At 61.8% G+C, this 18,824-nt stretch carries 22 protein-coding genes; 13 read left to right on the top strand and 9 right to left on the bottom strand.

Annotated elements, in window-relative coordinates:
* Positions 1-32 precede the first annotated feature (32 nt).
* Entirely contained in the window at positions 33-1,238 is a 1,206-nt protein-coding gene (gene opgC, locus DFO46_RS04820; RefSeq protein ID WP_183041840.1) for an OpgC domain-containing protein, read from the top strand.
* A 176-nt stretch (positions 1,239-1,414) separates the two neighbouring features.
* Positions 1,415-2,641 carry a PQQ-dependent sugar dehydrogenase gene (locus DFO46_RS04815; RefSeq protein WP_120276520.1) on the top strand — a complete coding sequence of 409 codons (1,227 nt, stop codon included), beginning with the start codon at positions 1,415-1,417 and terminating at the stop codon, positions 2,639-2,641.
* Between the two features lie 29 nt (positions 2,642-2,670).
* Here DFO46_RS04815 and DFO46_RS04810 read toward each other — a convergent pair whose 3' ends face one another.
* The 3 genes from DFO46_RS04810 to DFO46_RS04800 all read right to left on the bottom strand — a co-directional run bounded on the left by DFO46_RS04810 (position 2,671) and on the right by DFO46_RS04800 (position 4,653).
* Complete coding sequence (locus DFO46_RS04810; protein WP_120276519.1) at positions 2,671-3,057, bottom strand: type II toxin-antitoxin system VapC family toxin; 387 nt, start codon at positions 3,055-3,057, stop codon at positions 2,671-2,673.
* 2 nt (positions 3,058-3,059) lie between these two features.
* Positions 3,060-3,347 (bottom strand): prevent-host-death protein, encoded by a 288-nt coding sequence (locus DFO46_RS04805; protein ID WP_120276518.1) that lies wholly within the window; start codon positions 3,345-3,347, stop codon positions 3,060-3,062.
* A gap of 103 nt (positions 3,348-3,450) precedes the next feature.
* Positions 3,451-4,653, bottom strand: coding sequence for a pyridoxal phosphate-dependent aminotransferase (locus DFO46_RS04800; RefSeq protein ID WP_120276517.1), 1,203 nt, complete (start codon positions 4,651-4,653; stop codon positions 3,451-3,453).
* Between the two features lie 244 nt (positions 4,654-4,897).
* Between DFO46_RS04800 and DFO46_RS23740 the strand changes: the two genes are divergently transcribed.
* From DFO46_RS23740 to DFO46_RS04775, 4 genes are all read left to right on the top strand, one after another.
* A complete protein-coding gene (locus DFO46_RS23740) occupies positions 4,898-5,311 on the top strand; it encodes a hypothetical protein (RefSeq protein WP_147412738.1) in 414 nt (137 codons plus the stop codon).
* 94 nt (positions 5,312-5,405) lie between these two features.
* Positions 5,406-6,692, top strand: coding sequence for an FAD-dependent oxidoreductase (locus DFO46_RS04785; protein ID WP_120276514.1), 1,287 nt, complete (start codon positions 5,406-5,408; stop codon positions 6,690-6,692).
* A gap of 670 nt (positions 6,693-7,362) precedes the next feature.
* Positions 7,363-7,578, top strand: a complete 216-nt coding sequence (locus DFO46_RS04780; RefSeq protein WP_006725577.1) for a cold-shock protein — start codon at positions 7,363-7,365, stop codon at positions 7,576-7,578.
* Between the two features lie 145 nt (positions 7,579-7,723).
* Positions 7,724-8,191: a BA14K family protein gene (locus tag DFO46_RS04775; protein ID WP_120276513.1), complete on the top strand. Its 468-nt coding sequence runs from the start codon at positions 7,724-7,726 to the stop codon at positions 8,189-8,191.
* A 61-nt stretch (positions 8,192-8,252) separates the two neighbouring features.
* On the opposite strand, the gene DFO46_RS04770 is transcribed toward DFO46_RS04775, so the two are convergent.
* Both DFO46_RS04770 and DFO46_RS23840 read right to left on the bottom strand, forming a co-directional pair.
* Positions 8,253-8,897, bottom strand: a complete 645-nt coding sequence (locus DFO46_RS04770; protein WP_120276512.1) for an MBL fold metallo-hydrolase — start codon at positions 8,895-8,897, stop codon at positions 8,253-8,255.
* 74 nt (positions 8,898-8,971) lie between these two features.
* Entirely contained in the window at positions 8,972-9,136 is a 165-nt protein-coding gene (locus DFO46_RS23840; RefSeq protein WP_165826178.1) for a hypothetical protein, read from the bottom strand.
* A 305-nt stretch (positions 9,137-9,441) separates the two neighbouring features.
* Here DFO46_RS23840 and DFO46_RS04765 point away from each other — a divergent pair, with 305 nt between their 5' ends.
* From DFO46_RS04765 to DFO46_RS04755, 3 genes are read left to right on the top strand one after another with little or no spacing between them, the layout of a single operon-like run.
* Entirely contained in the window at positions 9,442-9,957 is a 516-nt protein-coding gene (locus DFO46_RS04765; RefSeq protein WP_110790891.1) for a MarR family transcriptional regulator, read from the top strand.
* Positions 9,938-10,660: a response regulator gene (locus DFO46_RS04760; protein WP_110790892.1), complete on the top strand. Its 723-nt coding sequence runs from the start codon at positions 9,938-9,940 to the stop codon at positions 10,658-10,660. Before DFO46_RS04765 ends, DFO46_RS04760 begins: the two co-directional genes overlap by 20 nt.
* 45 nt (positions 10,661-10,705) lie before the next feature.
* Positions 10,706-12,088 (top strand): ATP-binding protein, encoded by a 1,383-nt coding sequence (locus DFO46_RS04755; RefSeq protein ID WP_110790893.1) that lies wholly within the window; start codon positions 10,706-10,708, stop codon positions 12,086-12,088.
* A 50-nt stretch (positions 12,089-12,138) separates the two neighbouring features.
* Here the strand turns inward: DFO46_RS04755 and DFO46_RS04750 are convergent, their stop codons facing one another.
* From DFO46_RS04750 to DFO46_RS04735, 4 genes are all read right to left on the bottom strand, one after another.
* A complete protein-coding gene (locus tag DFO46_RS04750; protein ID WP_120276511.1) occupies positions 12,139-12,495 on the bottom strand; it encodes a tRNA-binding protein in 357 nt (118 codons plus the stop codon).
* Complete coding sequence (proC, locus tag DFO46_RS04745) at positions 12,492-13,310, bottom strand: pyrroline-5-carboxylate reductase (RefSeq protein ID WP_120276510.1); 819 nt, start codon at positions 13,308-13,310, stop codon at positions 12,492-12,494. Before proC ends, DFO46_RS04750 begins: the two co-directional genes overlap by 4 nt.
* 2 nt (positions 13,311-13,312) lie before the next feature.
* Positions 13,313-13,813, bottom strand: coding sequence for a YbjN domain-containing protein (locus DFO46_RS04740; RefSeq protein ID WP_006725585.1), 501 nt, complete (start codon positions 13,811-13,813; stop codon positions 13,313-13,315).
* A gap of 458 nt (positions 13,814-14,271) precedes the next feature.
* Positions 14,272-14,532: an accessory factor UbiK family protein gene (locus DFO46_RS04735; RefSeq protein ID WP_120276509.1), complete on the bottom strand. Its 261-nt coding sequence runs from the start codon at positions 14,530-14,532 to the stop codon at positions 14,272-14,274.
* A 191-nt stretch (positions 14,533-14,723) separates the two neighbouring features.
* Between DFO46_RS04735 and lgt the strand changes: the two genes are divergently transcribed.
* The 4 genes from lgt (at position 14,724) to DFO46_RS04715 (ending at position 18,761) form a co-directional block, all read left to right on the top strand.
* Positions 14,724-15,569 (top strand): prolipoprotein diacylglyceryl transferase, encoded by an 846-nt coding sequence (lgt, locus tag DFO46_RS04730; RefSeq protein ID WP_120276508.1) that lies wholly within the window; start codon positions 14,724-14,726, stop codon positions 15,567-15,569.
* A gap of 13 nt (positions 15,570-15,582) precedes the next feature.
* A complete protein-coding gene (locus DFO46_RS04725; RefSeq protein ID WP_110790898.1) occupies positions 15,583-16,683 on the top strand; it encodes a class I SAM-dependent methyltransferase in 1,101 nt (366 codons plus the stop codon).
* Positions 16,684-16,813: 130 nt separating this feature from the next.
* A complete protein-coding gene (pgeF, locus tag DFO46_RS04720; protein ID WP_120276507.1) occupies positions 16,814-17,608 on the top strand; it encodes a peptidoglycan editing factor PgeF in 795 nt (264 codons plus the stop codon).
* Between the two features lies 1 nt (position 17,609).
* Complete coding sequence (locus DFO46_RS04715) at positions 17,610-18,761, top strand: Xaa-Pro peptidase family protein (protein WP_120276506.1); 1,152 nt, start codon at positions 17,610-17,612, stop codon at positions 18,759-18,761.
* The last annotated feature ends 63 nt before the right edge of the window (positions 18,762-18,824 follow it).

The raw sequence follows: 18,824 nt of genomic DNA, 5'->3' as shown, positions 1-18,824 counted from the left end.
TCGGGTTCCGGGGGCTAACGCGGGAGTCGAACGTGAAAAGATTGGACGTCATCGATGGCATGCGAGGCTATTTCCTCGTCTTCATGCTCATCAATCACATGGTGTTCGCTGGCGGCCTCTGGCTCGTCGAGATCAACCATCGAAACCTTGCCTTCGTTGAAGATGCCCAGGGATTTGTCTTCCTGTCAGGCCTGCTGACCGGCATGGTCTACGCGCGCAAGATGATGAAGGACGGCTATCATGTCGGCCGAGACCGCATCTGGTCGCGAGCCCTGGAACTCTATCGCTATGCGATGGGCGTCGTTCTCGTCATCCTCGTCCTTCAGCTCGTGCTACCCGGCGCGACCCAGGCCTGGCAGAACTGGCTCGGCACCGTCAGCCTGAAGGATCCGGCCTCGCTGGCACCAGTTGCGACATTCCTGGTGCAACCGACCTTCATGGACATCCTGCCGCAATACATCGCCTATATGGTCTTTGCGCCCATCGTCATCTGGTTCTGCCTGCGTGGCCAGTGGCTGGGCGTCGCCATCGCCTCGCTGCTCGTGTGGCTCGCCGCCCAACTCGGCCTCCACCGCATGATCACCTATCCGCTGAACGGCTGGCTTGCCGGCGCGCCCGACAAGGAAGGGCTGCGCGTGAGCTTCAACCTGATGGGCTGGCAGATCGTCTTCTTCGCCGGCATCATTGCGGGCACCCTCACCTCGATGGGCAAGATCGAGTGGCAGAAGGTCTTCGACCCCAAGCGCACCACGCTTGCCTGGACGGCCCTCGCCATCACCATCTTCTTCCTGCCGCTACGCATCACCACCGCCCACGGCTTGATGCCGGGCTTCGTTTTGGAGAAATTCGGCCTGATGGAAGTGCGAGCCGATTTTGGCCCGGTCTATCTGATCAACTTCGCAGCCGTTGCCTATGGCATCGCCTGGGTCCTGATCGCCGGCCCGCGCCATCGCAGCCCGATCATCCAGAAGCTCGCATCCGGCCTCACCAGCCTGTTCACGCTGAACTTTCTCCAGCTGCTCGGTCGCCACTCGCTGCAGATCTATGTCTGGCACGTGCTGATCGTCTACATGGTCTACTACATCGACGGCCGCACGCCGGAACTGTCGCAGCTGACCAAGACCGCGATCACCCTTGCCGCACTCGGCGTGCTTGCCCTGCCCGCGCTGTGGAGGGATCGCGAGCGGCTCTTTGCCAATTCGCCAATCCTCGGCCCTTGGGTAAAGACAGCGGCTTGATGGCTTGAGAGACAAAGGGCGGGACCGGAAGGCCCCGCCTTTTTTTCTGTCCATACAGGCCAGCGCTGATCACTCGGTGATGAACCAAACTTGATGAGCCTCCATCTTCCGATCAGGAGCATGGGCCCCACATCAGCGTTCACACCCGGACCGTTCACGAAGACCAGGAGATAGACATGCCCCGCCTGCCCCTCATCCTTGCCGGAACCATCCTCTCCGCCAGCGTTCTCTCCCTACCCGCACTTGCCCAGCAAGCCGGCGCACCGGCCGAGACCCAGGCGCCCAATGCGCCGCAGCAGCAGCCGGCGTTTGACGGCCAGACCCGCGCGCCGCAGCCGCCAGAGGTGGCCAAGATCAAGACCGAGGTCGTCGCCGAAGGCCTGCCGCATCTCTGGGCGATGGAATTTCTGCCCGACGGCCGCATGCTGGTGACCGCAAAAGCGGGCGCCATGCACATCATCGGCACCGACGGCAAGGCCGGTCCCGAAATCGCCGGTGTGCCGGAAGTAATGGCGAATGGCCAGGGTGGCCTGCTTGATGTGGCGCTTGCTCCGGACTACGAGACCTCGGGCAAGATCTTCTTCTCCTTCTCCGAACCGCGCGACGACGGCAACGGTACCTCGGTCGCCTCGGCCCGCCTCGTCCCCGACGATCAAGGCGGCGGCACACTCGAAGAGGTCGCCGTCATCTTCCGCCAGATGCCGAGCTACGACGGCAACAAGCATTTCGGCTCCCGTCTCGCCTTCGGTCCTCAAGGCGAACTCTATGTTACGGTCGGCGAACGCTCCGATGCCGAGCCGCGCGTCCAGGCGCAGGACCTGACGAGTGGCCTTGGCAAGATCTTCCGCATCAAACAGACCGGCGAAGCCTTCGACGGCAATCCCTTTGCTGGGCAGGACAACGCTCAGCCGGAAATCTGGTCGCTCGGACACCGCAACCTGCAATCCGCGACGATAGACGGCCAAGGCCGCCTGTGGACCGTCGAGCATGGCCCAAAGGGCGGTGATGAGTTGAACCGACCCGAAGCCGGCAAGAACTATGGCTGGCCGGAAGTGACCTATGGTGTCGAATACAGCGGCAAGGCGGTCGGCGACGGCGTTACCCAGATGGCCGACACCGAACAGCCCGTCTACTACTGGGACCCCGTCATCGCCCCCTCGGGCATGGCCTATTACGATGCCGATGCCATCCCCGAATGGAAGGGCGCCTTCCTCGTCGGCGGCCTCGTCAGCCAGGGCGTCGTCGTCCTGCATATGGAAAACGACCGGGTGAAACACGAGGAACGCGTCCCCCTCGACGCCCGCATCCGAGACGTGAAAGTCGGCCCTGACGGCGCCGTCTACGCCGTCACCGAACAGCGCGGCGGCGGCAATTCGACGATCGTGAAGCTGACCAAGGCTTGAATTGGGCCTAGCCGCCTCTGGTCGCCAAATCAGGGGCGGAAGGCCAAGGGATGGTCGACGAGAGCGCGATCCACCGTGATCAGCTTCAGTCCTTCCACATGACATTGGGCGAGCAGCAGCCGGTCGAAGGGATCGCGGGTTGGAGGCTCAGGGTCGAGGGTGTGGAGCACGTGCGGAAGGGTCACGGGCAATATCGACAGACCAATTGCCTGAAGGGTCTGCGGAATAGTATCCAGGTCAGTAAGGGGAAACAGCTTTCCCAGCCGGGATTTTAACGCGATCTCCCAGGCACTCGCGACACTGACATAACCGAAGAAGTTGGCGGCCTGCACTACGCGGGCAGGCCCGGGAAACCGTAGCGCCAGCTCATGTTGCAACATCGAAACGATGATGTGGGTGTCCAGCAGGCAGCGCATGGTTAAGGGAGCGGCCTAAGCAGAAAGTCTTCGGGCAAAGGATCATCAACATCCTCGGCCACATAGCCGAAAACCCTGCTAATTCCTTTGGAGCGCAGGTAGGCCTCCCCAGCCGCAAGATCCAGCCCGCCCTTCTTTGGCTTCGTCTCCCCCTCACCTGCCCCCGCATGCGGCACCAGATCCAGCACCGGCTTGCCGTCCCGCGTCACAGTCACGACTTCGCCCTGCTCGACCGCGTGGGCAAGCGTGTCGAGATCGCGAATGGCTTCCTGCAGACTGACGGTTTTCATGCAACCGAGAATACCACAAGCATCCGGCCCCCTCAATAAAGCCGAAAATGCGAAAGGGCCCGCCTTTCGGCAAGCCCTTCCGAAAACCGAGGAACCTCGGCGCTTACTTCAGCGAAGCGCAAAAGCGCTGAATCCGGCTGCAGGCCTCTTCCAGCTTGGCATTCGATGTCGCATAGGAAACGCGGAAGTTCGGGCCAAGGCCGAAGGACGAGCCATGCACGGTGGCAACCCCTTCGGTCGCCAGCAGTTCCATGACGAAGTCCTCGTCCGTCTCGATGGCCTTGCCCGACGGCGCGGTCTTGCCGATGAGCGCTGCGCAGGACGGATAGACGTAGAAGGCGCCTTCCGGCTTCGGGCACACGAGGCCAGAAGCCTGGTTGAGCATCGAGACGACGAGGTCGCGGCGCTCTTCGAAAGCCTTCTTCGATTCCGTGATGAAGTCCTGCGGACCATTCAGCGCCTCGACGGCCGCCCACTGGGCCACCGAGCAGGCGCCGGAGGTCTGCTGGCCCTGGATCATGTCCATGGCCTTGATCAGCGGCAGCGGGCCGGCGGCATAGCCGATACGCCAGCCGGTCATCGCATAGGCCTTGGACACGCCGTTCATGGTCAGCGTACGGTCATAGAGCGCAGGCTCGACCTGCGCCGGCGTGTAGTAGACGAAGTCACCGAACACGAGATGTTCATACATGTCGTCGGTCAGAACCCACACATGCGGATGCTTCATCAGCACGTCGGTCAGCGCCTTCAGCTCGTCCTTGCTGTAGGCGGCACCCGACGGGTTCGACGGCGAGTTGAACATGAACCACTTGGTCTTCGGCGTGATCGCCTTGTCCAGTTGCTCGGCCGTCAGCTTGAAATTGTTCTCGATGGTCGTTTCGACGAAAACAGGCGTGCCGCCGCACAACGCAATCATTTCCGGATAGGAGACCCAGAACGGCGCCGGGATGACGACTTCATCTCCCGGATTGATCGTCGCCATGAAGGCGTTGAAAAGAATCTGCTTTCCGCCGGTGCCGACGATCACCTGCTCGGGCTTGTAGTCGAGCCCGTTCTCGCGCTTGAACTTGTCAGCGATTGCCTTGCGCAGCTCCGGAATGCCGGCAACCGGCGTGTACTTCGTTTCGCCACGAGCAATCGCGGCGACAGCCGCATCCTTGATATTCTGCGGCGTATCGAAGTCGGGCTCGCCGACGGAAAGCGAAATGACGTCTTTCCCCTGCGCTTTGAGCTCCCGGGCCATCTGCGTGACGGCGATGGTCGCGGAAGGCTTGATGCGGGAAAGAGCGTCGGCAAGGAAAGCCATGAGGATGTGTCCTGAGCTGATTGAACATCGACCCCGGTTCCCAGGGCCTCAGGTCCAAGCTCTATGGCGAAAGAGGCCCGGCCTTTCAAGCAGAAAGCACCGACAAGGTCAGAGAAATGCGTCACCGAGGCAATGCTTTGCGCCGAAGTCACAATGAGGCTCCGACACGGCCACATTTCCGTCCTTCTGCTGACCACAAATAGCGGTTTCGTCAGGTATCCGGAAGCAGAAGCGAGGATCCGCCATGTCCGTTTCAGACCTCGACCAGGAGAGGAGGCCCCGCCACCGCTGGACGTCGGGCATCCCAGCGGTCGCCATTGTCGTCGCCGTGACACTGGCCAGCCTCCAGGCGCCGAGTTTCGCCGCGCGAGCGGAACCCGCCATCACTGCCTCTCAGGGAGAAATGTCGCGCGGCGACCAGCCGGCCCTGCCCCCAAGCCGGGAGATTACCTCAAGCATCGGCACCCTCGCCGCGCCGAAGACGACCCCGCATCCGATCCAGTCGAGCACCCTCCCCCGCGATGAGCGGATCACGCTGATCAGCCTTCTGGCCCTCTGCTTCGGTGTGATGGCTTTCGGTGGCTTCCGTCTCTGGCGCCGCAGCGTCGATGACCTGATCCGCTCGGAAGGCAGCCGGCGAGACGGGCACCAAGGATGATCCTATGGCTCGGGCGTATCAGCATTTAGAATAATTGATACCTATGTAGTTTCGTATATATTGTTCTCCTGAGCATTGCCGGGAGGAGAACGCTATGCAGAAGATTGCGGTATTGGGTGCCGGCCTGGGTGGCACCATCATGGCATACGAATTGCGCGATCGTCTCGGCAAGGAGGTCGAGATCCACCTGATCAACAAGGGATCGACCTATTCCTTCGTCCCCTCCAATCCCTGGGTGGCGGTTGGCTGGCGCGGACGCGAAGAGATTGAGGTCGATCTGCGGCCGGCCTGTGCCAAGCGCAGCATCACCCTGCATCCGCAGGGCGCCCTGCGTCTTCAGCCAAGCGAGAACCGGATCGACATGGCGGACGGCACCTCGCTCGATTACGATTATCTCGTCATTGCGACGGGCCCGGAGCTGGCCTTCGACGAGATCGACGGCTTCGGCCCCGAAGGTCACACCCAATCGGTCTGCCACATCGAACACGCGCTTGCGGCAAAACAGGCCTTCGACAGGCTCGTCGCCAATCCCGGCCCCGTCGTCATCGGCGCCGTCCAGGGCGCCTCCTGTTTCGGCCCTGCCTATGAATTCGCGTTCATCCTCGACAAGGCCTTGCGCGATGCCAAGGTGCGCGACCGCGTGCCGATGACCTTCGTCACGTCGGAACCCTATATCGGCCATCTCGGGCTGGACGGGGTTGGCGACACCAAGGGGCTCTTGGAAAGCGCCCTCCGCTCCAAGCATATCAAATGGGTCACCAATGCCCGCGTGAAGAAGTTCGATGCGGACAAGGTGACCGCCGAGGAGATGAACGACGACGGCAAGGTCAAGACGACGCACGAAATCGCGAGTGCCTACACCATGATGCTGCCCGCTTTTCGCGGCGTCGCCGCCATCCGCGACATCGAAGGCCTGACCAATCCGCGCGGCTTCATCCTTGCCGACAGGCATCAGCAGAACCCGACCTTCCCCAACATCTTTTCGGTCGGCGTCTGCGTTGCCATCCCGCCGCTCGGCAAGACCGCCGTACCGGTCGGCGTACCGAAGACCGGCTTCATGATCGAATCCATGGTGACGGCCACCGCCCACAATATAGCTGCCCTGATCAATGGCGAGAAGCCGGATGCCCAGGGCACCTGGAACGCCGTCTGCCTCGCGGATTTCGGCGATGGAGGCATAGCCTTCGTCGCCCAGCCACAGCTGCCGCCGCGCAATGTCAACTGGTCCTCGCAGGGCAAGTGGGTGCATGCGGCAAAGATCGGCTTCGAGAAATACTTCCTCTACAAGGTCAAGCTCGGCAAATCGGAGCCCTTCTACGAAAAGCTGGCGCTCCAGGCGCTCGGCATCGACAAGCTGAAATCAGTCACCTTTGATACGTGACGAAAGGCCTGAGCACGCCGGCGAACTCGGCCAGGCAGAGCGCGCAACGCCGCCTGCCGGCCGCGCGCGGCCGGTCTCTCGGCCCACCTGAGATGCGATTTTCATGTCACCGCTTGCGCGCGGCTGGTCGCCGAAGGCGGAAATCTCCGCCCATGATCATCCATTTTCGGGCGGAACCGGCTGGAAACCTTAAGGCATGAGGCAGAAAGACGACGGTGCGCCTCGTGTCCGCACGCAAAATTTTCGACCGAAAAAATCCGTGATGGAGTGCATATTTTTCGCAATCTGCATCGCAGGCGATGCAAATTTTCACGCGAAGGCAAAATCTGCTTATCCGGCATGTGGAATTCACGCCAAGTACACTGAGAATGCGGGACTTTGCACACCGCGCCCGCTGAAACTTTTGCTTGCCAATTAACCACAAACCAAGCACTCTTCCGCCGTTCGGGCAAATTTGCGAGCATGGGAAGACCTATAAACAGATGCGCGCCGGGGACGCTATAACAACCCCGGGCAGTTGATGGCGGGATGCGAAGCAACATCTCGGTATTGTCTGCGGTAACAAGGCCCCTTTCCTCACATTTCGACAAATGCCTGTCGCGCACCCGCAAGCGGGTAAAATTGTAATGCTGCCCCGCCGAATACGGGCAGAGAGAAAAGGACCTGACGCATGGCCGAGACTGGCACTGTAAAATTCTTCAACACCGACAAGGGCTTTGGCTTCATCAAGCCCGACAATGGCGGCGCGGACATCTTCGTCCACATTTCCGCTGTCCAGGCTTCGGGCCTTTCGGGTCTCACCGAGAACCAGAAGGTCAGCTTCGACACGGAACCGGATCGCCGCGGCAAAGGCCCCAAGGCCGTAAACCTGCAGATCTCCGGCTGATTTCCGTCAGCCGGTATTGTCTTCAAAATTGCGGCCCGGCATCCATGCCGGGTTTTTTCATTCAGACTGCGTTCAGCCAACGAGTCCTAATGTCCTCCCATAGCGTGTTGCTTCAGGCACCACGCAGTTGTTGAGGAACGAAGCCATGATCAAATTCGCGCGCAATGCCCTTCTTGCGGCTGCAGTCACCCTGGTCCCGATGGCCGCTGCTTCGCAGGCTCAGGCCGATGACCGCTATTATCGTCATCACCGCCATGACAACGGCGACGCCATCGCCCTTGGCGTGATCGGCCTTGCAACCGGTGTGATCGTCGGTTCTGCCCTGGCAAGCCCCCCGCCCCAGCGCCGCGTCTATGTCGACCGTGGACCGGTGTCCGTTTATGATGACCAGGATTATTACGTCGACGATTACCCACCGCCGCCGCCGCGTCGCCAGGTCTATCGTCCGCGCCCGGTCTACCAGCAGCAGCGGCCCGTCTATCAGTCCTACAGCGTCGAACCCTGGACCGGCGCCTGGTATCAGTACTGCTCGCAGCGTTACCGCAGCTTCAATTCCCGCACCGGGACCTATATCGGCTACGACGGCCAGTCGCACTTCTGCACCGCAGGCTGATACCAATATATCGATAGCGAAAAGCCCCTTGCGGGGCTTTTCTGCGTTATTGGCAAGTGGATCAGAGCCCCTGGATGAATGGGTTGCTGCGGCGTTCGTCGCCGATCCGGCTTCCAGGACCATGGCCACAGATGAAGCCGACATCGTCCCCGAGCGGCAGCACCTTGTCACGGATCGAGTTCATCAGCGTCTGATGATCCCCGCCGGGCAGGTCGGTGCGCCCCACCGAACCATTGAACAGCACATCGCCGAGATGCGCGAATTTCTGGTCGCGGTTGAAGTAGATCACATGGCCAGGCGCATGCCCCGGGCAGTGATAAACCTCGAATTCATGACGACCAAACGAGACCTTGGCGCCGTCTTCGAGCCATTGGTCCGGCGTCACATTGCGAAGCCCGGTGATGCCGTATTTTTCCGCCTGGGTCTCGATGCGCTGCAGAAGCGGAAGATCGTCTTTGTGAGGCCCGATGATGGCCAGCCCGGTGCGCTCTTTCATCTCGGCAGCCCCACCGGCATGGTCGAGATGCCCGTGGGTGAGCCAAATCGCCGAAAGCGTGATCCGGTTTTCCGCGATGACCTGCAGAATCACATCGACATCACCGCCCGGATCGACGATCACGCCTTCGCGCGTCTCGTCATCGAACAGAACAGTGCAATTTTGCTGAAACGGGGTGACCGGGATGATGCCGGCTTGGACCTGACCCATGAAATGGCCTTCCTTCTGCTATGGACGGCGAGCGACTTACCACGCCCGGCTCCCCAGAGGAATGGTCACCGTCCTTAGCGGCTCAGTCCGTAGACCTGCGCGACCGGACTTGCTGGCACCAAGGCAGCCTGGCTTACGAGAAATCCGGCAACGACGATCTTCGTCGTGAACACGAGGATGGCGAGCGGCCGCAGGCTGGATGCGGATGTTTCGGTTTCGGCATGGGTGTGGGTGATCATGATCGGTGTCCCTCTCTCCGCCGGAGAGTGTCTCCGACTTCGCTTGCCCGTGGCTGACGGGTTTTCTGCGGGCTTAACGACAGGTGCGCTCGAAGGTTTCCATGCGATTGTGAAACTGTGCGAAGATCGTAAATCTGTTGGAAATTTGTTACACTTGCGCATAGTTTTGCCGCCGAGCGGGCGCAGGACCTGCAACCCGATGCGGGGCGTTGCGGATGGATCCATCCCTCGCCGTGAAACGAAAGACAGCCGACAAGCCTCGGCCCCGACAGGGGACGCTCGTCGGCACGGAAAGGAATGACAGCGTGGTTCGACAGTCTGCGACGAAGACTGCCAAAAAGGTTTTGCCGGATCTGCCCGTGGTGGACGACAAGGCGATCGATTTTGAGACGATCGAAAGCCTGTTCTTCGCCTATCGCGACTTTGTTTCGGATCCGGATGCCATCCTCGCCAAGCTGGGTTACGGCCGCGCCCATCACCGCGTCGTCCATTTCGTCAGCCGCCGACCGGGCATGACCGTGGCAGACCTGCTCGGCATTCTGCAGATCACCAAGCAGAGCCTGGCGCGCGTGCTGAAGGAACTGATCGACAGCGGCTATATCCGCCAGATGGCCGGCCCCGCCGACCGCCGCCAGCGCAGACTTTACCCGACGCTTGCCGGCCGCGAATTGTCGCTGGCACTGTCGGAACCGCAGTCCCGCCGCATCGCCCAGGCCATGCAGGGCATGAGCATCGGGGAGCGCGACACCGTTCGCCGCTTTCTCCAAGGCATGCAGAAGCAGACGGTGGACATGCCTTTGGATGAAGAGGGGGCCGACTGACGTGTTGAAAAAGATCGTTCTGACAGATGATGCCCCGCACCTCCTCGTCGTCGATGACGACACCCGTATCCGCGATCTGCTCCACCGGTTCCTGACGGAAAAGGGCTTTCGCGTCTCGGTCGCCGCAGATGCAGCCGAAGCGCGCCGCAAGCTTGGCGGCCTGAGCTTCGACCTTCTGGTGCTCGACGTCATGATGCCGGGTGAATCCGGCCTGTCGCTCACCCAGAGCCTGTCGGACGAAAAGAAGGTGCCGATCATCCTGCTCACCGCCCGCTCCGAAGCCGACAGCCGCATCGCCGGCCTTGAAGCCGGTGCCGACGACTATCTCGCCAAACCCTTCGATCCCCGCGAACTCGTGCTGCGCATCAACAATATCCTCAAGCGCAACACCAATCCGGACGCGCCGAAGATCGAACAGATCATGTTCGGCCCCTACACCTTCTCCCTTCTGCGCAAGGAACTGCGCAAGGGCGCCGAAGTGATCCGCCTCACCGACCGCGAGCAGGAAATCATGATGCTGTTTGCCGGCCGCGCAGGCGACACCATTCCCCGCCATGAATTGGTGGGCAACGATGCCGATGTCGGTGAACGCACGATCGACGTCCAGATCAACCGGCTGCGCCGCAAGATCGAGGACGATCCGGCCAACCCCGTCTGGCTGCAAACCGTGCGCGGTATCGGCTACCGGCTGAGCATGGACTGAGCAGGCCACGAACGACGCCTGAGGGCGCCGAGGAAGCAAAACGCAATGACGCCATTCGAGCAGATCCGGCGGGACCAGGACCGCAGCCCGGCCACGGGCATCAAGGGCATGCTCCGCTGGCTGCGCCACCGTCTGCCCACCGGTCTCTATGCCCGCTCGCTGCTGATCATCATCCTGCCGATGCTGATCCTGCAGACCGTGGTCGCCTTCGTCTTCATGGAGCGCCACTGGCAGCTCGTGACAGAGCGCCTGTCGGCCGCCGTCACGCGTGACATTTCCGCCGTCATCGAACTGCTCGATCGCTATCCGGGTCAGGAGGATTTCGACAAGATCGTCGACATCGCCGCCGACAAGCTCAACCTGATGGTCTCCCTGGAACCGGGAACCGAGCTTCCGCCGCCGCGCCCCCGCCCCTTCTTCTCGATCCTCGACCAGATCCTGTCGGATGCGATCGAGGACCGCATCCGGCGCCCCTTCTGGATCGACACCGTCGGCGACAGCAATCTGGTCGAGATCCGCATCGTCGTCGACCAGGGCACCTTGCGCATCTTCGCCCGCCGCAACGAAGCCTATGCCTCGAACACCCATATCTTCATCGTCTGGATGGTCTCGACCGCCCTCGTCCTGATCGTCATCTCGATCCTGTTCCTGCGCGGCCAGATCCGGCCGATCCTGGCGCTTGCCAATGCGGCCGAGAGCTTCGGCAAGGGGCAGAAACCGCCGGAGAGCTTTTCGCCACGCGGCGCCGACGAGGTGCGCCGCGCCGGTCTCGCCTTTATCCTGATGCGCGAACGCATCGAGCGGCAGATGGAGCAGCGCACGGCCATGCTGGCCGGGGTCAGCCACGACCTGCGCACCATCCTCACCCGCTTCCGCCTGCAGTTGGCGCTGGCCGGCGATGGCCCTGAGCTCGACAACCTGAACAAGGATGTCGACGACATGCAGAGCATGCTCGAAGGCTATCTGGATTTCGCCAAGGGCGAAGTGGAAGAGAATGTCGGACGGCTCGATCTGGCCGAACTCTTCGAGAAGCTCGAGGCAGACTTCAATCTGCACGGCAGGACATTCGAATGGACGCTCGAGGGAGAAACATCCGTCTCCGTCCGCCCAAACGCCTTTGCCCGCCTTGTCACCAACCTCGCCTCCAATGCCAGGCGTTATGCCAACCGGCTGAAGATTGATGCCCGCCACACGGCCAAATGGCTGGTCATCATCTTTGACGACGACGGTCCCGGCATCCCGCGCGAGGCACGCGACGACGTCTTCAAGCCCTTCTTCCGGCTCGACGAAGCCCGCAATCTTGACGCCTCCGGCACCGGCCTTGGCCTGGCGATCGCCCGTGACATCGCCCGCAGCCATGGCGGCAACGTCACGTTGGAGGACAGCCCCTTGGGTGGCCTGCGCGCCGTCTTGCGCGTTCCCGTCTGAGAAGCGTCATGGTGGAAAAGAAAGCGGCGCCGTCGCGGGGCCGCCGCAGATCACATCAGCTTGCGCCCGTTCGGCACGCCTTGTTCGACAGCAGCAAGCACGATTGCGCCGTCCGCGTCCTCGAAGCCCAATGTCAGCACTTCCGATCGGAAAGGACCGATCTGCCGAGGCGGAAAATTGACGACGCCGAGCACCTGACGCCCCATCAATGTCTCCGGCGTGTAATGCACGGTGATCTGGGCCGACGACTTCTTCACCCCGATGTCAGGGCCGAAATCGATCTTGAGTTTGAAGGCGGGCTTTCGAGCCTCCGGGAACGCTTCGACCTCGATGATGGTCCCGACACGGATGTCGACCTTCTCGAAATCGCCGAAGGTGATCTCGGGCGCCTTCGTTTCGCTGCTCATTGCGCCAGTTCCTCGGCCCGCTTGCGAGCCGCCTCGATGGCCGCGTCAAACAGCGGCTGCATCGCATCTTCGGCCATTAGCACGGAAAGTGCTGCCGCCGTCGTGCCGCCTGGTGAGGTCACGTTCTGCCGCAGCTTGGACGCAGGGTCGGGGGACTGGTGCATCAATTCACCAGCCCCCGCGACCGTTTCTCGAGCAAGCCGCATGGAGAGGTCCGCCGGCAGGCCAGCTTTGCGACCTGCCTCTGCCATGCACTCGACGAGATAAAACACATAGGCCGGGCCGCTGCCCGAAAGCGCTGTCACGGCATTGATCGCCGCCTCGCTGTCAACCCATTCGACAGGGCCGGACACCTTCAGCAAGCGGTGAACGATGTCACGCTTGGTTTCCGTCACCGCGCCGTTGGCAAAGGCGCCGGTAATGCCGCGTCCGATCATTGCCGGCGTGTTCGGCATCGCCCGCACCATGCCGGCCGGGCCGAGATGCGCCTCCATCGAGGCGATCGTCTTGCCCGCAGCAACCGAGACCACTGTCGTCTGCGGCCCGACGAGACCTTTGAGGCCCGGCAGAACGGCATCCATCACCTGTGGTTTCACGGCGAGGAACAGGATATCGGCGACGAGCCCCGCAGGTGGCGTCACCGCATGCTGAGCACCGGCCTCGGCGATCAGCGTCTTCATCGCATCGGACGGGCCCGGATCGAGCACGGTCACCGCCGAGCCCGGAATGCCGTTCTTCAGCCAGCCGGACAGCATGGCGCCGCCCATATTGCCGGCGCCCACGAGGACGATGTGCCCGAAGACGGACTGGCTCATGCTCAGGCTTCTCCGACGGTCTCGAACAGCACGGCATCCATGGCGCTCTTGGCGTCCATGCCGGACCAGACGACGAACTGGAAGGCCTGGTAATAGGCTTCGCAGGCGTCGACGGCGGACGAGAGCAGAACCTCGACCTGGCGATTGGTCGGCTCCGCACCACCGGCGAGCAGCAGCGACTGGCGGAAGATCACCACGTCCTCGTTGCGCCACAGGTCGAAGTGCCCCATCAGGACCTGACCATTCACGTAGGACAGCAGCTTGATGACTTCGTTGAGGCGGTTCTCGGGGATCTTCAGGTCGAAGGCGGAGGCCAGATGCAGCGCCTCGAACTCCTCCATCCAGGAGAAGGAAACGTGGTAATCGGCCCAGCGCCCTTCGACGGTCATTGCGATCTCGTCTTCGCCGGATCGTTCGAACGACCAGTCATTGGTCGCAGCGACAAACTCGATCATGTCGACCGGGTTTGACTGGCGTTCGACTTCGATTTCCATGAGGCTCATGCTTCACCTTCTTGACCGGAGTGAAAACGGGCTACCGACAAAACGCCGGAGCACTCGAACACTAAAACCGGAACTAACTGAAAACGATTCCGAAGGACCCCAGGATAAAACACGCACCCTGTCCGAAACTTGTGAAGGCCCGTTTCGAATCATCATTTAAAATCAGTGTATAATCGCCAGAAGCCAGTACCAGCCCCCAACAGGCGATTTGAACGACGACCCTGTGGATGGCGCTTCGGGAATCGCCTTTGCATCAGGTCATAAGCGACTCTGGCGATTGGCTTTTTCGCACCTGTCCACAACCTGTAATTTTTTCGCGGAAAAAGGCGCCATTGTTTCCGTCAAGGCTCTGAAAACGCAAAAAGACCCATAGCCACAGCTATGGGTCCATCAATCCGTTCGAAAATGTCGTCTAGTACTCTTGGATCGCCGCAAAGGCGGCTCACCGAAGCGAATTCTTACTTCGCCTGCGCCGAGAGCTGGGCTTCCAGGATCTCGATCCGCTTCTGCAGCAACTCGTTTTCCTCGCGCGCCTTCAATGCCATCTCCCGCACCACGTCGAATTCCTCGCGCTTGACGAGGTCCATACTGTTGAGCCACCGCTCGGCCTGGGCATGAAATGCGGTTTCGACTTCCTTGCGCACGCCCTGGGCAGCGCCCGCTGCATCCGTCATCAGCTTGGCGAAATCATCGAAAAGGCGGTTGGGTCCGGTCGACATGAAACTCTCCTTTTGAGCAGGATGCGGGACCTCCATTGTCCCCTTGCAGATGAGGTAGGACCAGAAGCTCCTGGGTGCAAGACGTAGTCTGGACATAAAGGTGGTTGACGGTGTGGCATGACGTCCAGATTCCATCTTGACCGCCCCAAGTCGCAACGCCATTTTCGCCCTGCATCAACGAAAGCAATCCATTGTTGTCAGTCCTGGACCTGTTCGCCGTCGTATCCTTCCCCACGATCGATCCGATCGTCTTCTCGATCGGTCCCCTGGCGGTCCATTGGTATGGGCTGGCCTATGTTGCAGGCATCCTGATCGGCTGGCTGGTCGCGCGTGATCTCCTGCGCCGCCCCAACCTCTGGCCGAACGGCACCCCGCCGGCAACGGTCGAGCAGATCGACGACTTCATTCTGTGGGTGGCCATCGGCATCGTCGCCGGTGGACGCATCGGCTATATCCTGTTCTACGACTTCGCCGCAGTCGCCGCCAATCCGATCCGCGCCATCCAGGTCTGGAACGGTGGCATGTCCTTCCACGGAGGCTTCCTCGGCGCAACGCTTGCCATGGTCTTCTTCGCCCGCAAACATCTGGTACCGCTCTGGAGCCTGTTCGACATCGTCGCCAGCGTCGCCCCGCTCGGCATTTTCTTCGGCCGTATCGCAAATTTCATCAATGGCGAACTCTGGGGGCGGCCTTCGGACGTTGCCTGGGCCATGGCCTTCCCGACCGGCGGCCCTTTCCCCCGCCATCCGAGCCAGCTCTACGAAGCAGCCCTTGAGGGCCTGCTGCTCTTCCTGCTGCTGCAGCTCCTTGCCCGCGCCTTCAAGGCCTTGCGCCATCCCGGCCGTATCACCGGCGTCTTCGTCACCTGTTATGCGGCAGCCCGGATCTTCGTCGAATTCTTCCGCGAACCGGATCCGCAGATCGGCTATCTCTTCGGCGGCTGGCTGACCATGGGCATGGTGCTGTCTCTGCCCATGGCTCTTGTCGGCCTGTGGATCTTGGCACGCTCCGGGCGCATGGCCCGGACGAGCGCTTGAGGAGGCCGGACGCATGCCGACACCGCTTGCCGAAAAAATCAAATCGCTGATCTCGACCAACGGCCCGATCAGCGTCACCGACTATTTTGCGCTCTGCCTCGCCGACCCTGAGCATGGCTATTACCGCACGCGCCATCCCTTCGGCCGCGCCGGTGATTTCGTCACCGCCCCTGAGGTCAGCCAGCTCTTCGGCGAAATGCTCGGCATCTTCATGATCAACGCCTGGCAGCGGCACGGCGAACCGCTCGACGTGCGCCTGGTCGAGATCGGCCCCGGCCGCGGCACGATGATGGCCGACATGCTGCGGGTCATCTCCCGCGCGGCACCCCGCCTCTATGAGACGGCAACCGTTCATCTCGTCGAGACCAGCGCGCTCCTGAAGCTGACCCAGATGGAAACGCTCTCCAGCCATGGTGACAAGGTCTCCTGGCATGACAGCTTCGACGGCGTCCCCGAAGGGTTCACCCTGCTCGCCGCCAACGAACTCTTCGATGCCATTCCGATCCGCCAGTTCGTCAAGACCCCGTCCGGCTTCCGCGAACGCATGGTCGGCCTCGACGAAACAGGCGAATTGTGCTTCACGCTCGGCGTCGCAACGCTCGATCCCGCCCTGCTGCCCCAGACGACGTCGCCGGTGTCGGATGGCGAAATCTTCGAAGTGGCCCCTGCCCGCCAGTCGGTCATGCTCACCATCTGCGAGCGTCTGCGCCAGAGCCACGGCACGGCTCTCGTCATCGACTACGGCCACATGGTCAGCAATTTCGGCGACACGCTCCAGGCGGTCCGGGCCCATGAATATGATCCGCCGCTCGCCCATCCGGGCCTCGCGGATCTGACCAGCCATGTCGACTTCGAAAACCTCGCCCGCACCGCCCTCGCCGCCGGCGTCCATCTCAATGGCTGCATGCATCAGGGCGATTTTCTGGTGGGCCTCGGCATCGAGGAGCGGGCCGCCGTTCTTGGTCGTGGCAAGGACGAAACAACCCAGAAGACCATCGTCGATGCGGTCCACCGTCTGGCCGGTGCCGGCAATGGCTACATGGGTGAATTGTTCAAGGTCATGGCGGTCTCCATGCCTGCCCTGCACCTTGCTCCGTTCAAGGCCAAGCATTGACACGGGCCGCCTCGAACGCCACCATCGCCCCCGACCCGACGGCTCGATAGACTGAAAGCCGAACGAAATCAGGCATTTCGCGAGAATGGCTCACGCCTCTCCGATTTGCCGAGCGCCGGAGACCCGGATCATGACAACCACCGACCAGCCGCGCCCGATCACCGCTGGAAACCTCGACCATGCGAAGAAGGCCGGAATTCGTCATGGCTTTTTCACTCGTGAGGGAGGCGTCTCGGACGGCATCTATCGCGGCCTGAATGTCGGCCTCGGCTCGAATGACGAACCCGCGCGCGTTCACGAAAACCGCCGCCGCGTTGCCGACTGGTTCGGCCTCGAACCGGAGCGTCTGGCAACTGCCCATCAGATCCACTCGCCCGATGTCGTCGTGGTGACTGCCGACTATGACGGCAGCCGACCGCAAGCGGATGCCCAGGTGACGGCGGCTCCCGGTGTGGTGCTCGGCGTATTGACCGCCGATTGCGGTCCCATCCTCTTCGCCGATGCGGAGAACCGGGTGATCGGTGCGGCCCATGCCGGCTGGAAGGGCGCTCTCGGCGGCGTCCTGGAAAACACCATCGACGCGATGATCGCCCTCGGCGCGAAGCGGGAGAGCATCCGTGCCACGCTAGGACCGTCGATCAGCGCCGCAAATTACGAAGTCGGCCCGGAATTCGTCGAGCGTTTCCTGGCAGAGGACCCGGCCTTCGCCGCCTTCTTCACCCCGTCCACCAAACCCGGACATTCCATGTTCGACTTGCCCGGCCTGACGCTCATGCGACTGGCGCGTGCCGGTATCACAGCCGACAGCCTCGGGCTTTGCACCTATGCAGCACCTGAGACGTTCTATTCCTATCGCCGAACCACCCATGCCGGGGAACCGGATTACGGGCGGCAGATTTCAGCGATCGCGATCACGGAGGACTGACATGGCACGACATTTCAACGAGAGCGAATTTTCCGCGCGCCGCGAACGCCTGCTCGAAAAAATGGCCGCCGAAAAGCTCGACGCCATGCTGCTCTTCGCCCAGGAGAGCATGTACTGGCTGACCGGTTTCGACACCTTCGGCTACTGCTTCTTCCAGACACTGGTGGTGAAGGCAGATGGCAGCATGACCCTGCTCACCCGTTCGCCAGACCTGCGCCAGGCCAAACACACCTCGACGATCGAGAACATCGTGGTCTGGGTCGACCGCATGAATGCCGACCCGACGACGGATCTGCGCAATCTGCTCAGCGACCTCGATCTGCTCGGCGCCCGCATCGGGATCGAATACGATACCCACGGCATGACCGGCCGTGTCGCCCGCCTCCTCGACAATCAGCTGACGAACTTCGCCCAGATCAGCGATGCATCCTATCTCGTGAGTGACCTTCGCCTGGTCAAAAGCCCGGCCGAGATCGAACGCGTGGTGGAAGCTGCTCGCCTGGCCGACGACGCCTTCGACGCAGCTCTGCCGCTGATCGGCCCCGAGGCCGACGAATCCGCCATTCTGGCGGCGCTCCAGCACGCCGTGCTGGCCGGTGGCGGCGATTATTCCGCCAATGAATTTGTCATCGGCTCCGGCCCCGACGCTCTGTTGTGCCGCTACAAGTCCGGCCGCCGCAAACTGTCGGCCACGGACCAGATCACCTTGGAATGGGCCGGCGTCTCCGCCCATTACCATGCCCCGATGCTGCGCACGATCCTGATCGGCGAGGTCTCGGCCCGCCATCGCGAACTCTACGCCGCCGCCGCCGAAGGCATGAAGGCGATCGAGCAGGTCCTGCGCCCCGGCTATACATTCGGCGATCTCTTCGACGCCCACGCCCGCACCATGGACGAGCGTGGTCTGACGCGGCACCGCTTCAATGCCTGCGGCTATTCCGTCGGCGCCCGCTTCTCGCCCTCCTGGATGGAGCATCAGATGTTCCATGCCGGCAATCCCCAGGAGATCGAGCCCAATATGACGCTCTTCGTGCACATGATCATCATGGACAGCGACAGGGAAGCCGCCATGACGCTCGGCCAGACCTATCTCACGACCGAAACGGCACCTCGCGCCCTCTCCCGCCATCCGCTGGAACTGATCGCTGTCTGAACGCCAGGTTTTTCCAATCTGTTCAGGGAATTGACAGACGAAACGTGCTAGACGCATAAATTG

Source organism: Rhizobium sp. AG855, assembly GCF_003610655.1.
Lineage (GTDB): Bacteria > Pseudomonadota > Alphaproteobacteria > Rhizobiales > Rhizobiaceae > Allorhizobium > Allorhizobium wuzhouense.
The sequence above is the reverse complement of the archived record's forward strand: the minus strand, read 5'-3'. Positions and strand labels throughout refer to the sequence as shown.